This window comes from Nocardia neocaledoniensis (genome assembly GCF_029868625.1).
Taxonomy (GTDB): domain Bacteria; phylum Actinomycetota; class Actinomycetes; order Mycobacteriales; family Mycobacteriaceae; genus Nocardia; species Nocardia neocaledoniensis_A.
In genome coordinates, this window is the sequence record NZ_JARWOJ010000399.1 from 37,377 (window position 1) to 51,096 (window position 13,720).

The following is a 13,720-nucleotide window of genomic DNA, read 5'->3' on the forward strand; positions in this document are numbered from 1 at the left end:
GCCGACGATGACCACTGATGCCCTGGCGCGCCCCGTGTTTCAGCTCAGGGCGTGGTCGAGATCGCCGAGCAGGTCTTCGAGGTCTTCGAGGCCGACCGAGATGCGCACGACCCCGTCGGACAGGCCGATGGTGGCGCGGCCCTCGGGCCCCATCGCACGGTGAGTCGTGGTGGCGGGGTGGGTGATCAGGGTCTTCGCGTCGCCGAGGTTGTTGGAGATGTCGATGATGCGCAGGCGGTTGAGCACCTCGAAGGCGCGCTTCTTGCCGTCGTCACCCGCGAGCTCGAACGTGACGACGGTGCCGCCGCCCGACATCTGCGCGGTGGCGAGGTCGTACTGCGGGTGTGATTGCAGGAAGGGGTATTTCACCCAGTTCACGGACTTGCTGGTCTCCAGGAACTGGGCGACCTTCAGTGCCGACTCGGTGGACTGGCGCACGCGCAGCGGCATGGTTTCCAGGCCCTTGAGCAGGGTCCACGCGTTGAACGGGCTCAGCGCGGGGCCGGTGTGGCGCATCAGGTTCTTGACCGGGCCGTCGATGTAGTCCTGGGCCCCGAGGATCGCGCCGCCGAGCACGCGGCCCTGACCGTCGATGTGCTTGGTGCCGGAGTAGACGACCACATCGGCGCCGAGCTCGAACCCGCGCTGCAGCAGCGGGGTGGCGAAGACGTTGTCCAGCACCACCTTCGCGCCCGCGGCGTGGGCCAGCTCGGTGACCTTGCGGACGTCGACCAGGGTCTGCATCGGGTTGGCCGGCGTCTCGAAGAAGACGGCCTGGGTGGGCACCGAGAGCGCCTGCTCCCACTGCTCGAGGTCGTCACCGTCGACGAAGACGGTCTCCACACCCCAGCGCGGCAGGATCTCGTTGCACACCACGAAGCAGGAGCCGAACAGGCTGCGCGCCGCGACCAGCCGGTCGCCCGCCTTCAGCAGCGCGCCCAGCGCGGTGAACACCGCGGACATGCCCGACGCGGTCGCGAACGCGGCCTCGGCACCGTCGAGCAGGCGGATGCGCTCCTCGAACATGGCGACCGTCGGGTTGCCGTAGCGGGAGTAGACGAAGTGCTCGACCTCGCCGGTGAAAGAGGCCTCGGCCGCCTCGGCGCTCTCGTAGACGAAACCCGAGGTCAGGTACAGCGCCTCGGAGGTCTCCTCGAAACCGGAGCGGCGCAGACCGCCGCGCACGCCGAGAGTGGCGGGACCGACGCCCTCGGGCAGTGGCTTGTCGAACGAACCACCGGTGATCATGCTGCTCTCCTTATGCCTGACGCCACGGCAGGCCGACCGCGCGCCAACCGACGCTGCCGCGCTGCCCGAACGCGTCGGGGCCGCCTTCGAAACCGTCGAGCACGTTGTAGGACGGGGTGATGCCCGCCGCGGTCGCCACGGTCGCCGCGCCGATGGAGCGCTGACCGGAGCGACACAGGAACACCACGGGCGCGTCGTCCGGCCGCCCGGCCAGCGCCTGCTCGAGCTGCGCGGCGAACTCCGGATTGCGGGCGCCGGTGCCGTCGACCCACTCGATGAAGTGGGCGGGCCGCTCGATGGAGCTGGTGTCGGGGATGCCGATCTGCGCCCACTCACCTTCGGTGCGCACGTCGACGAGGACGGCGTCGGGGTGCTCGGTCAGGATCTCCCACGCCTTCTCAGGGGTGATGTCGCCGGCGTAACTCATGTCGAACCTCCTGCGTGAATCCGCTCTTGCCGTGGCGGTTGTCCAGCGCACGGCCAGGTCGTCACCCGGAGCACCCCACCGCGGAGGAGGGTTGCCGACCAGCGAGCCGGGGCTTGATGCTGGCACTCATGACCTTGCGGTCTGAGATTGCCCCGGCACAGGTCACCGTGTCAAACGGTCAGGGGGTGCAGACCAGCCAGGTGCCGTCCACCCGGGTCAGGTTCCAGGTGCTGGTCGAGGCCTGGTCACCGATCTGGACGGTGGCGTCGATCTTGGCCCGGTCGCCGTTGACGGTCGCCTTGTCGAAGCCCTTCTTGTCGACCGTGACTTCCGATGTCGGGCCGCCGAGTCGTTCGGTCAGACCGGATTTCGCCTCGTCGAAGCCGGGGCAGGCGACACCGGGCGGCGGACGCAGCTCGCTGCGCGAGCGCGCGTCGATATAGTTGGTGACGGCGGCCGTGAGCCGATCAGCCTCTGTGACATTTTTCTCAGCGGGCGAGAGCACCCCGCCGAGCACGATGCCGATGAGCACGAGGATCGCGATCACCGCGGCCGCGACGAACGGGACGACGGAACGCTTGTCGGTCTGATCCACCACGATGGGCTGGTCGTCAGACCCTTTTTGCTCCTCGCTCATGCTGTAATCCTGACAGACCCGGCGCGGACGACCACACCGCACGCCGGACGGCCACGATGCCGCAGATAGAATCGCCAGATGTGTGGTCCGCTGCCGGGGAGAAGGCAGCTGCCGACAGCCGGATCGTCAAGTTAGCCTAGGCTGAGTTGACGCCGTCAAACGTTATCGACCAAAGGGTGCGCGTAGAAAATGACCGAACAGAGTGCAGCGACCCGCCCGCTCCGCATTGCGATCGTGGGCGCAGGACCGGCCGGTATCTACGCCGCCGACGCGTTGATGAAGTCCGATGCCGACGTGAGCATCGACCTCTACGAGCGCATGCCCGCCCCGTTCGGTCTGATCCGCTACGGCGTCGCGCCCGACCACCCGCGCATCAAGGGCATCATCACCGCCCTGCACAAGGTCCTCGACAAGGACCAGGTGCGCCTGCTCGGCAACATCGACTACGGCACCGACATCACCCTCGACGACCTGCGTCAGTTCTACGACGCGGTGATCTTCTCGACCGGCGCCAACGCCGACCGCGCGCTGCCGATCCCCGGCATCGACCTCGACGGCTCCTACGGCGCCGCCGACTTCGTGTCCTGGTACGACGGCCACCCGGATGTGCCGCGCTCGTGGCCGCTGGACGCGGAGAAGGTCGCCGTCCTCGGTGTCGGCAACGTCGCGCTGGACGTGGCCCGCGTGCTGGCCAAGACCGGTGACGAGCTGCTGCCGACCGAGATCCCGCCGAACGTCTACAAGGGCCTCAAGGCCAACAAGGCCGTCGAGGTGCACGTGTTCGGCCGTCGTGGCCCGGCGCAGGCCAAGTTCACCCCGCTCGAGCTGCGCGAACTCGACCACTCGCCGACCATCGAGGTCATCGTCGATCCCGAGGACATCGACTACGACGAGGGCTCCGAAGCCGCGCGCCGCAACTCCAAGCAGGTCGACATGGTCGCCAACACCCTCGAGCAGTGGGCCATCCGCGATCAGGGCGACCGTCCGCACAAGCTGTTCCTGCACTTCTTCGAGTCGCCCGCCGAGATCATCGGCGAGGACGGCAAGGTCGTCGGTCTCAAGACCGAGCGCACCCAGCTCGACGGCACCGGCAACGTCAAGGGCACCGGCGAGTTCAAGCAGTGGGACGTGCAGGCCATCTACCGCGCCGTCGGTTACCTGTCGCAGAACATCACCCAGCTGCCGTTCGACGACCAGGCGGGCACCGTGCCGAACGAGGCCGGTCGCGTGATCGCCGACGAGACCGCCGAGGGCTCGGCCCGGTTCATGCCCGCCACCTACGTGACCGGCTGGATCAAGCGCGGTCCGGTCGGCCTCATCGGCCACACCAAGGGCGACGCCAACGAGACCATCGCCTGCCTGCTCGACGACGCCAAGGACTTCACCCCGGCCGCCAAGCCGGAGCCGGAGGCGGTCACCGAGTTCCTCGAGGGCAAGGGCATCCCGTTCACCACTTGGGCGGGCTGGTACCGCCTCGACGCACACGAGCGCGCCCTCGGCGAGCCCGAGGGTCGCGAGCGCGTGAAGGTCGTGGAGCGCGAGGACATGCTGCGCGCTTCCGAGCCGAACAAGGTCTAGCCCGCTCCCCTGACTCGCCGGTTAGGGGTCGGGTGAGGCATCCTGATACACGTGTTCGATGCGCACGTCCACATCATCGATCCGCGGTACCCGCTGATCGAGAACGAAGGCTACCTGCCTGACCCCTACACCATCGCCGACTATCGAAAGCGCATGGCGCACTTCGATGTTCGCGGTGGTGCGGTGGTCAGCGCATCGTTCCAGGGGACCGATCAGAGTTATCTGAAGGCGGCGCTGGCCGCGCTGGGCGACGGCTGGGTCGGAGTCACTCGGCTCGACCTGGACGCCAGTGACGAGGAGATCCTCGAACTGGACCGGGCGGGGGTGCGCGCGCTGCGGTTCAACCTCAAGCGCGCGGCCGCCGACATCACCCAGATGACCGTGCAGGCGCTGCGCGCGCACGAGCTGGCCGGCTGGCACGTGGAGCTCTACATCGACGGCCAGATGCTGGCCTCGCTGCAGCCGGTGATCTCGAAATTGCCCGCCCTCTCGATCGACCACCTCGGCATGTCCGAGGAGGGCCTGCCGTATCTGCTCGACCTGGTCGATCGCGGGGCCAGGGTGAAGGCGACCGGTTTCGGCCGCGTCGACATGGACGTGGCCGAGACGCTGCGCCGCGTCCACGCCGTCAACCCCGGCGCGCTGATGTTCGGCACCGACCTGCCCGGCACGCGGGCGGGCAGGCCGTTCGAGGACGCCGACGTCGACCTGATCTGCCAGGTCGTCGGCGCCGACCTGCACGCGGTGCTGGAGGACAACGCCCGCGCCGCCTACCGCCTGCCCGCGGTGGAGCGCTCGGCCAGTGATCCGCTGCCGACGATGCCCATACCCCGCACCGACAATCCGACCGTGCCGATTCCGCGCGGCGATCTGCCCGGCGCGGGCGAACCGACCCGCCCGCTGCCGATCATCGAGTGATCAGGCCAGGATGGCGCCGGTGAGCCAGACCCCGGACGCGAGCAGCGCCCCGAACAGTTCGACCAGCATCGACAGCCCGACGCCCTTGAGCGCGTGCACCGTCGCGGGCCAGGCGAGTTCGTTGGTCTTCAACCGGTACAGCTCGGCCAGGTACACACCGAGCACGAAACCGATGAACAGACCGACGACCGGGATGACGAAGAATCCGACGACGCCGAGGATCGCGCCGACGAGCAGCGCCCGGTTCGACACCCCCGCCTCGCGCATCCGCCGCCCCGGCCAGGTGTATTTCACGACACCGGAGATGACCAGTGCGATGGTGGCGATCGCGAACACCGTCCAGGCCGCCGTGCCACCGGTCATGAAGGCCCACACCGCGATCGCGGCGAAGATCAGGATGATGCCGGGCAGGATCGGCACGATCACGCCGACGAGACCGACCAGAATGACGAGGCCTACGATGACCTCACCCCACACGCTCACTACTTGGTCCTCCCATTACGGCGCCGGGTCGCGCCACCGGAATTCTCGCCCATGCCCTACCAGCCCCGCCATCCCGACGCTATTGTCGGAGTGTCAATACGGTTCGACGAGGAACAGAGGTCAGGTGTGACTACCACCGCCAGGACGGGGCCCCTCGCGGGCATCAAGGTCATCGAGCTGGCCGGCATCGGGCCGGGCCCGCACGCCGCGCTGCTGCTGGCCGATCTCGGCGCCGACGTGGTCCGCGTGCAGCGTCCGGGCATGATGCCCGGCTTCATGGAGCGCCCGCAGTGGCGTGGCCGGACCATTGTCGAGGCCAACCTGAAGGACCCCGCCGACGTCGCCAAGATCCTCGACCTGGTCGAGAAGGCCGACGTGCTGCTCGAGGGCTTCCGCCCGGGCGTGACCGAGCGCATGGGCCTCGGCCCCGACGAGGCGCTCGCCCGCAATCCACGTCTGGTCTACGGCCGGATGACCGGCTGGGGCCAGCACGGTCCGCTCGCCGATCGCGCGGGCCACGACATCAACTACATCTCGCTGACCGGTGTGCTCAACGCCATCGGCCGCAAGGGTGAGCGCCCGGTGCCGCCGCTGAACATGGTGGGCGACTTCGGTGGCGGCTCGATGTTCCTGGTGTTCGGCGTGCTCGCCGCGCTGGTCGAGCGGCAGACCTCGGGCAAGGGCCAGGTGATCGACGCCGCGATGATCGATGGCGCGCTCGCCCTCTCACACATGATCTGGGGGATGCGCGGAGTGGGCCTGTGGTCCGACGAGCGCGGCACCAACCTGCTCGACACCGGCATGGCGTTCTACGACACCTACGAGACCGCCGACGGCAAGTACATGGCCGTCGGCGCGATCGAGCCGCAGTTCTACGCCGAGCTGCTGGCGGGTCTGGAGATCGACCCCGATGGCCTGCCGATGCAGATCGACCCGAACGGGCAGGAGCAGCTGCGCAAGCTGTTCGCGGACAAGTTCAAGACCAAGACCCGCGACGAGTGGGCCGCGATCTTCGACGGCACCGACGCCTGCACCACGCCGGTGCTGACGTTCACCGAAGCCGAGCAGAACCCGCACATCGTGGCCCGCACCGGCCTGATCGAGATCGACGGCGTCGTCCAGCACGCGCCGGCCCCGCGCTTCTCGCGTACGCCGAGCGGCACGCCGACGCCGCCGCCGTCGGAGACGACACCGATCGAATCGGTCTGGGCTGACTGATTTCCCGGCCTGTCGTCGGTAGTCTCACCAGCTATCGACGACAGGCCACGGATCCGCACCGGCCACCGGCCACCGAAGGTGCTCGCCGCGATCACCGCGGCCACCACCTTCGGCGCCGCGCTGCTCATCTTCGCCGTGGCCGAGGCGCTGTTCGCCTCCCCCTGCGGCGCCGACGTGCCGGTCCCGGCGACGGTCAGCGTGTTGAGCGGTCTCGCGGCCGGGCTGTTGCTGGCCAGCACCCTCGCGCTGATCTGCCTGTTGGTCCTGCTGTCGCGCCAGCCGTCGAGCCGCGCTGCCGTCGTCCCGCTGACCACGGTCGCCGTCGTGGTCTCGGCGCTGTTGATGCTCGGCGTCGGCTACGAGACCGTGCGGCCCGCGTCGAACGCGGGCGGATACCACTCGTGCCGCTGAGACCGTTACTCAGTAGCAGGTGAGCGGTTGCAGCGGGTCGGCGGCGCGGGGAGTCAGCGCCTCGTAGGCAGCCGCGATGGACTTCACGGCCAGGCGCAGGTCCGGCTCCGGGTGGGTGAACGGCAGCCGCAGGAACCGCTCGAAGGCGCCCTGGACGCCGAAACGTGGTCCGGCCGCGAGCAATACGCCGTGATTGGGGGCGGTGGCGGCCAACGCGGTGGAGACCGGGCTCGGTAGCTGCGCCCAGACCGACATGCCGCCGGCGCCGGGGGCGATGTGCCAGCCGGGGAGATCCTCGGCGACGGCGTCGAGCAGGGTGGCCCGCTGGGCCCGCAGTTGCTCGCGGCGCCGGTCGAGGATCGGTTCGGCGTTCTCCAGCAGGTGGATCGTGGCGAGCTGGTCCATGACGGGGGTGCCGAGGTCGACGGTGGAGCGGATGCCGAGCAGCTTGGTGATCAGTGCCTGATTGGTGCGGATCCAGCCCACCCGCAGGCCGCCCCAGAACGACTTCGAGGCCGAACCGATCGTGATGATCTCCGAACCCTTCGCGAACGCGGCGACCGGCGGCGGCATCGGCTCGTCGGACAGGTTCAGATCGCTCATCGACTCGTCGACGACGATGGTCATCCTGGTGTCGCGGGCGATCGCGGCCAGCTCGGCGCGCCCCTCCTCGCCGAGCAGCAGGCCGGTCGGGTTGTTGAAGTCGGGGACGAGGTAGGCCAGCGTCGCCGCGGTCTGCCTGGCGGTGCTGCGCAGACCGTCGAGATCCCAACCGGCGTGCGGGAATTCGGGGCGAAGTGGAACCGGGATCGGGCGGGCGCCGACATCGCGGATGGCCTCGATGGCGTTCGGATAGCTGGGGTGCTCGATCAGCACGCGCGCGGCGGGCGAGGTGAGGACGTTGAGCAGCAGCCGAAGGCCGTGCTGGGCGCCGAGCGTCACCAGGATCTGGTCGGGTTCGGTGGGCAGGCCGCGCGCGGTGTAGCGGCGGGCCAGCGCCTCGCGCAGCGCGAGCACGCCGACCGGGTCCATGCCGTGGGTGCCCAGGTAGGCCGGAATACCTTGCAGCGCCATGGAATACGCGTCGTGCAGCTCCGGCGGGGCCGACATCGCCGCGTAGGTCATATCGATGGTCGGCAGTTCCGGCTGCGCCATCAGCGCCATGATCCCGCGCGTCGGCTTGGCGCCGTCGTGCGCGACGGCGGGCGGCAGGGCCACCGTGCTGCGCGAACCCTGGCGGCTGATCAGGTAGCCGTGTTCACGCAGCAGCGAGTACGTGGAGGTGATGGTCGTGCGGCTGACACCCAGCGTGGCGGCCAGATCGCGCTCGCTGGGCAGCGCGACACCGAGCGGGGCGCGACCGTCGTGGATCAGCAGCCGGATGGCCTCGGCCAGCGCCAGATAGGCGGGCCGATGGGGGCGACGCTCGGGGGAATCGCCGTCGGGTTCGGGGTCGCGCCACCGGCCGAGGTCGCGGGCCAGGCCCGACGCGCCGATCACTCTTGTCGCCATGAAGTCCAGTATTCCGGAAGTGGATATTTATTGGCAAGGCCAGTCGGAGGATTCTTGCGCTATGACCACTTTCCTCGCCCTCGCCGTCGCCGCCGCTTTCGGGTTCGCGGTCTATCACTTCTCCCCGAAACGCGGGGAACTGCCGTTCTGGCCGTTCCAGTACCTGCCCCACGACCGCGCCTTCGGCACCTATGATGACCAGCGCCTTTATCGCGATCTGGACGCTATGCGGGTGCACGAGGACGCGGTCGACCCCGCGCCGAGCGCCACCGCCGCGGACGATCCAGTCCAGTTGCCGAAAACTGGCCCCTTCAAGGCCGGTCAGCGTGGACCCCTCGCTGCGTGAATCTGTCACCGGGTCGGCGCACACTGTCCTGCATGAGTTCCGGAACCAGGACCGAACCGGTTGCCGCGGCACTGTTCGACACGGCGATCGGCCTGTGCGCGATCGCCTGGCACGGCGACACCGTCGTGCGGTTCCAGTTACCCGAGGCCAGTGAGGAACAGACCCTCGCGCGCATCACCAGACCACTCGGCGGCATGCCGGTGGACGAAGACGAACCGGGTCCGGCGATCACCACCGCGATCGCCGGCATCCGGGCGCACCTGGCCGGGACACTCGACCCGCTGCGCTGGATCGCGATCGACCTGCGCGATACGCCCGAGTTCCACCGCGCCGTCTACGCGGTCACCCGTGATATCGACCCCGGCCGCACCCTCAGCTACGGCGACATCGCCACCCGCCTCGGGGCGCCGGGCTCGGCCCAGGCCGTGGGACAGGCACTGGGGCGCAATCCGATTCCGCTGATCGTGCCGTGTCACCGCGTGCTCGCGGCCGACCACGCGCTGCACGGGTTCTCGGCGCCGGGCGGCATCGGGACCAAGGCGCGGCTGCTGGAGATCGAGCGGACGCCGGGGTTCGGCGAGCCGATGCTGTTCTGAACCGCGCGCGAAACCCGGTCCCACCTGCGCGGGACTCGTCGCGTACCGTCGGATTCCGATCCGGCATCGAGAGGAACCCACCATGCAGACAGTGACGTCGGCCGACGGCACCACCATCGCCTACGACCGGGTCGGCGATGGCACCGCGGGGACGGTCATCCTGATCGGTGGGGCCTTCAGCCACCGCGAGTTCCCGACGATGGTCGAACTCGCGCAGACCCTGGCCACGGAATTCGATCTGACGGTGCTCAACTACGACCGGCGCGGCCGTGGCGACAGCGAGGATTCGCCCGGCGTGTACAACGTGGCCAACGAGATCGCCGACATCGCGGCGCTCGTCGAGGCCGCCGGTGGCGAGGCCGCGCTGTTCGGCTGGTCCTCGGGTGCCGTGCTGGCGCTGCTCGCCGCGGCGAACGTACCGGGTGTCACCGCGGTGGTCGCCTTCGAGCCGCCGTTCGTGGTCGACCCGAAACACCATGTGCCGCCGCAGGATCTGGAAGCCAAGCTGCATCCGATGATCGCGGCGGGCAAGCGCGACAAGACGGTGCGGTACTACATGAGCAAGGCCATGGGTATGCCGTGGCTGATGGTCACCGCCATGCGGGTCACGCCGTTCTGGAAATCCCTTGCCGCGACGTCGAATTCGACCGCGCACGACTGGGCGGTGATGAAGCCCTACATGCGCGGCCGCAAACTCGACCCCGCCGACTGGCGCGAGGTCACCGTGCCCGTCCTCGTCCTCGCGGGTGACCGCACGGCCCTGCTGCTCGCCACGGCCGCCAAGGCCGCCGCCACAGCACTGCCCGACGCCGAGCTCGTCGAGCTCCCCGGCATGGGCCACAACCCGAAGATCTCCGTGCTCGCCCCCGTCGCGGGTGAATTCCTCACGCGCACGAGATAGTTCGGCCGCTTCGCCACCGAGTCGATTGCCCGGCGAACTGTCCGACGCGACCATCGGGCGACCGAGTCACTGCGTCGAGTCTGCCGGGGCGATCTCGAGGAATCGGCAGGTGGCGCGGGCCGGCAGCCTGCGCCGAGGCCGACGGACTGTTCATCGTCACCGGCCGCGTCAGCTCGGCGGTTCGCTCATGGTGGCGGTGGATGGTCTCGGTAGAACTGGCAGGGGTCGCCGGTGAGGTAGCCGTCCATGCAGGCGAAGTAGGTCTGGACGCACGCATTGCTGGTGCAGCCCGCCGTGTAGAGCATGCCGCGGATACGCTCGTTGCGTTGCTGCGAGGGCACGAGGGTCTGCGCGGGCGGGAGCACCGTCTTCACCGGCGACGCACTCGGCGGCGGAGCCGGCTCATCCGACGACCCGCACCCGGGCAGCACCGCGACAGCGACCAGCACCGACAGGGCGAACCCCACACGCACCGACATCAGCCACCTCCGTCCCGACCCGCCTCGACGCTACTACCGCCCTCCGAACCGCACCCGCCCGCCCGGTGAACCCCGGTACGGCCGATATCCCAGCGCCACCGACACGCTCTGTGAGGTGCGCCGAGATCTCCGAATTCGGCGGGGTGCGACCGCGGCAAGCAGGGGGCGTACCCCCACTCAGAACCGCCCGAAGGCGGTCAGTCCGACAGGGTCGGCGGGGCGGGCAGTGCGACCTGTGGGAGCGGCACCGCGTGGAGCTGCGGGCACGGCATTTTCTCGAGCCGGGTGACCCGGCGGCGGACCCCCGTCCACGGCCGTTCCCGCCGCTGGCGAAGGTGGGCTGCCACGCGTCCTCTGCGGCGCGACCCTACGGGAGCGGAACCGCGGGGAGCTGCTGGTGCGGCATCTTCTCGATCGCGTCGTCGACGAGCGCCTCCAGCGGGTCCGCGGGGCTGGCCGGGGCACCGGGATCGCCCTGGAACGCGGTCGCGCCGACGACACTACCGACGACACCGCCTGCGACGGCGCCCGCGGCGGCAGCGGGGATACCGAGGACCGCGGCACCAGCGGCCGCACCGACGCCGGCTCCGATGAGGGCGCCGGCTCCGGTGGCGCCCGCGGTGGCCGCAGCGGCAGCGCCGAGGGCAGCCACCGCGCCGATGCCACCGGTCGGAACGGCGGCAGCGGCGGCGATGATCGCGCCGGCGGTGCCGGTGGTCACGGCGCCCACCACGAACCCGGCACCGGCGCCGACCGCCGCCCCGGCGAGCCCACCGCCGACAGCGCCGACAGCGGCAGCCGGGACGCCGGCCGCCGTGGCGCCGATCAGCGCGCCGCCGACGGTCGACGCGGCGATCTTGTCGGATCGGCTCGGATTGATGCCGACCGAACGGCCCTGTGTGGCGATGGCCGCTTCGATATCGGCGGCAGTGGTGTTGACCCCGGCGAGAGCATCGCTGGGCACCTCATCCGGAACCGGGCTGGTGAACCCGCCGACGCGCAGCGTGCGCGGCGGCGGGGCGATAGGGGCGACCGGCTCGACCGGTTCGGGGAGGTGCAATTCCTCGATGACAACAGGCGGGGCCGGCGTGGTGTACTCGGGCATCGGGCGAGGTTCCGGCCGCGGCGCGGGCGGCTCCGGGGCGAGCTTCTGCAGCTCGGGCTCATCGAACTTGCCCAGGTCCGAGCGACCCTCGGGCGCCTCGGTGGTGACACCCGGCTGCACCGGCGGCTGGGTGACACCGGGCTGCGGTACCGCCACCGCGACACCGGCGCACGCCACCGCCAACGCCATCGGCAGCACGCCCACCAGGGGACGGGCCACGCGCCGCACCGTCGAAACGTTCACATCATCGGACCGACGGTTCACGCCGCACACCCACTCACACACTCGCCGAAAGCGGCGCGTCCCCGCGCGCCGCGCAGCGACGATAGCGGTTGCCGAGCGGATGCTGTCAAATCGATAGCGAGTCGACATCACTCGCGCGTGTCGGCGGTGAACTGCGAAAACAGCCCCTCCCCGGGACCGGGAAGGGGCTGTTCGCGAAGGAAACTCAGCCGAGCACGTCGTGCCGGACGATGGTCTGGTCGCGGCCGGGGCCGACGCCGATGCACGAGATGCGCGCGCCCGAGAGCTCTTCCAGCCGGAGCACGTACGCCTGCGCGTTGGCCGGCAGTTCCTCGAAGGTGCGGGCGTGCGAGATGTCCTCCCACCAGCCGGGCATCTCCTCGTAGACGGGCTTGGCGTGGTGGAACTCGGTCTGGGTGGTCGGCATCTGCTCGACCCGCTCGCCGTCGATCTCGTAGGCCACGCAGATCGGCACGGTGTCGAGGCCGGACAGCACGTCGAGCTTGGTGAGGAAGTAGTCGGTGATGCCGTTGACGCGGGTCGCGTAGCGGCTGATGACCGCGTCGAACCAGCCGCAGCGGCGGGCGCGTCCGGTGGTGACACCGACCTCGCCGCCGTTCTTGGCCAGGAACTCACCGAAGTTGTCGAACAGCTCGGTCGGGAACGGGCCCGAGCCGACGCGGGTGGTGTAGCACTTGAGGATGCCGAGCACCGTGTCGATCTTGTTCGGGCCGATGCCGGAGCCGACCGCCGCGCCACCCGAGGTGGGGTTCGACGAGGTGACGAACGGATAGGTGCCGTGGTCGACGTCGAGCAGGGTGCCCTGCGAGCCTTCCAGCAGGATGGTGTCGCCACGCTCGAGCGCCAGGTTCAGCTGCAGGCGGGTGTCGGCGATGCGGTGCTTGAACGACTCGGCCTGCTCGAGCACCTCGTCCACTACCTGCTGCGGGTCGAGCGCGCGGCGGTTGTAGATCTTCACCAGCACCTGGTTCTTGAACTCCAGGGCGGCCTCGACCTTCTGGGTGAGGATCTTCTCGTCCAGCACGTCGGCGACGCGGACGCCGACACGGGCGACCTTGTCCTGGTAGCAGGGGCCGATGCCACGGCCGGTGGTGCCGATCTTGCGGCTGCCGAGGAAGCGCTCGGCGACCTTATCGATGGCCACGTGGTACGGCATGATCAGGTGCGCGTCGGCGGAGAGCAGCAGGCCGGAGGTGTCGACTCCGCGCTCTTCCAGACCGGCGAGCTCGTCGAGCAGCACACCGGGGTCGACGACGACACCGTTGCCGATGACGTTCTTGACGCCGGGGGTGAGGATGCCGGACGGGATCAGGTGCAGCGCGAACTTGTCACCGTTGGGGAGGACGACCGTGTGGCCGGCGTTGTTGCCGCCCTGGTAGCGGACCACCCACTGCAGCCGCTCGCCGAGCAGGTCGGTAGCTTTGCCCTTACCCTCGTCGCCCCATTGGGCACCGATGAGGACGATTGCCGGCATTTCGGAGTCTCCTACAGATCGACGGCAGCACGCTACGTACTGCAGCTACCTGCCGTAGGACGCAGCGCGTCCAGTCACTGAGGCGGTTGCCGGAGACACATTCTAGCCGACACCTGCTCAGAG

General features: G+C 69.5%; 15 protein-coding genes and 1 riboswitch. Of the genes, 7 read left to right on the plus strand and 8 right to left on the minus strand.

Annotation, left to right across the window (positions count from 1 at the left end; genetic code table 11):
• Positions 1-39 precede the first annotated feature (39 nt).
• The 3 genes from QH270_RS31585 to QH270_RS31595 form a co-directional block, all read right to left on the minus strand.
• Positions 40-1,248 carry an O-succinylhomoserine sulfhydrylase gene (locus QH270_RS31585; protein ID WP_280348116.1) on the minus strand — a complete coding sequence of 403 codons (1,209 nt, stop codon included), beginning with the start codon at positions 1,246-1,248 and terminating at the stop codon, positions 40-42.
• 10 nt (positions 1,249-1,258) lie between these two features.
• Positions 1,259-1,675 carry a rhodanese-like domain-containing protein gene (locus QH270_RS31590; RefSeq protein WP_280348118.1) on the minus strand — a complete coding sequence of 139 codons (417 nt, stop codon included), beginning with the start codon at positions 1,673-1,675 and terminating at the stop codon, positions 1,259-1,261.
• Positions 1,676-1,692: 17 nt separating this feature from the next.
• Positions 1,693-1,809: riboswitch (SAM riboswitch) on the minus strand.
• Between the two features lie 44 nt (positions 1,810-1,853).
• Positions 1,854-2,312 carry an Rv0361 family membrane protein gene (locus QH270_RS31595; protein WP_280348120.1) on the minus strand — a complete coding sequence of 153 codons (459 nt, stop codon included), beginning with the start codon at positions 2,310-2,312 and terminating at the stop codon, positions 1,854-1,856.
• A gap of 189 nt (positions 2,313-2,501) precedes the next feature.
• Between QH270_RS31595 and QH270_RS31600 the strand changes: the two genes are divergently transcribed.
• Together QH270_RS31600 and QH270_RS31605 are read left to right on the plus strand one after the other, a co-directional pair.
• Positions 2,502-3,890: an FAD-dependent oxidoreductase gene (locus tag QH270_RS31600; protein WP_280348123.1), complete on the plus strand. Its 1,389-nt coding sequence runs from the start codon at positions 2,502-2,504 to the stop codon at positions 3,888-3,890.
• A gap of 51 nt (positions 3,891-3,941) precedes the next feature.
• Positions 3,942-4,808, plus strand: a complete 867-nt coding sequence (locus QH270_RS31605; RefSeq protein ID WP_280348125.1) for an amidohydrolase family protein — start codon at positions 3,942-3,944, stop codon at positions 4,806-4,808.
• Here the strand turns inward: QH270_RS31605 and QH270_RS31610 are convergent, their stop codons facing one another.
• On the minus strand, positions 4,809-5,291 hold the full coding sequence (locus QH270_RS31610; RefSeq protein WP_280348127.1) for a DUF456 domain-containing protein: 483 nt from the start codon (positions 5,289-5,291) through the stop codon (positions 4,809-4,811). It lies immediately after the preceding gene.
• Between the two features lie 126 nt (positions 5,292-5,417).
• On the opposite strand from QH270_RS31610, the gene QH270_RS31615 reads away from it, so the two are divergent.
• Together QH270_RS31615 and QH270_RS31620 are read left to right on the plus strand one after the other, a co-directional pair.
• Positions 5,418-6,509 carry a CaiB/BaiF CoA transferase family protein gene (locus QH270_RS31615; RefSeq protein ID WP_280348129.1) on the plus strand — a complete coding sequence of 364 codons (1,092 nt, stop codon included), beginning with the start codon at positions 5,418-5,420 and terminating at the stop codon, positions 6,507-6,509.
• Positions 6,510-6,587: 78 nt separating this feature from the next.
• On the plus strand, positions 6,588-6,920 hold the full coding sequence (locus QH270_RS31620; RefSeq protein ID WP_280348131.1) for a hypothetical protein: 333 nt from the start codon (positions 6,588-6,590) through the stop codon (positions 6,918-6,920).
• Between the two features lie 9 nt (positions 6,921-6,929).
• On the opposite strand, the gene QH270_RS31625 is transcribed toward QH270_RS31620, so the two are convergent.
• Positions 6,930-8,432 carry a PLP-dependent aminotransferase family protein gene (locus tag QH270_RS31625; protein ID WP_280348132.1) on the minus strand — a complete coding sequence of 501 codons (1,503 nt, stop codon included), beginning with the start codon at positions 8,430-8,432 and terminating at the stop codon, positions 6,930-6,932.
• Here QH270_RS31625 and QH270_RS31630 point away from each other — a divergent pair.
• The 3 genes from QH270_RS31630 (at position 8,431) to QH270_RS31640 (ending at position 10,275) form a co-directional block, all read left to right on the plus strand.
• Positions 8,431-8,778, plus strand: a complete 348-nt coding sequence (locus tag QH270_RS31630; protein WP_280348133.1) for a hypothetical protein — start codon at positions 8,431-8,433, stop codon at positions 8,776-8,778. The genes QH270_RS31625 and QH270_RS31630 overlap by 2 nt on opposite strands.
• Positions 8,779-8,810: 32 nt before the next feature.
• Positions 8,811-9,374: a methylated-DNA--[protein]-cysteine S-methyltransferase gene (locus tag QH270_RS31635; protein WP_280348134.1), complete on the plus strand. Its 564-nt coding sequence runs from the start codon at positions 8,811-8,813 to the stop codon at positions 9,372-9,374.
• Positions 9,375-9,456: 82 nt separating this feature from the next.
• Positions 9,457-10,275: an alpha/beta fold hydrolase gene (locus QH270_RS31640; protein WP_280348137.1), complete on the plus strand. Its 819-nt coding sequence runs from the start codon at positions 9,457-9,459 to the stop codon at positions 10,273-10,275.
• Positions 10,276-10,460: 185 nt separating this feature from the next.
• Here QH270_RS31640 and QH270_RS31645 read toward each other — a convergent pair whose 3' ends face one another.
• The 3 genes from QH270_RS31645 to QH270_RS31655 all read right to left on the minus strand — a co-directional run bounded on the left by QH270_RS31645 (position 10,461) and on the right by QH270_RS31655 (position 13,597).
• Entirely contained in the window at positions 10,461-10,754 is a 294-nt protein-coding gene (locus tag QH270_RS31645; protein ID WP_280348139.1) for a hypothetical protein, read from the minus strand.
• 367 nt (positions 10,755-11,121) lie between these two features.
• On the minus strand, positions 11,122-12,078 hold the full coding sequence (locus tag QH270_RS31650) for a hypothetical protein (protein WP_280348141.1): 957 nt from the start codon (positions 12,076-12,078) through the stop codon (positions 11,122-11,124).
• A gap of 229 nt (positions 12,079-12,307) precedes the next feature.
• Entirely contained in the window at positions 12,308-13,597 is a 1,290-nt protein-coding gene (locus tag QH270_RS31655; protein ID WP_280348142.1) for an adenylosuccinate synthase, read from the minus strand.
• Positions 13,598-13,720: the final 123 nt, after the last annotated feature.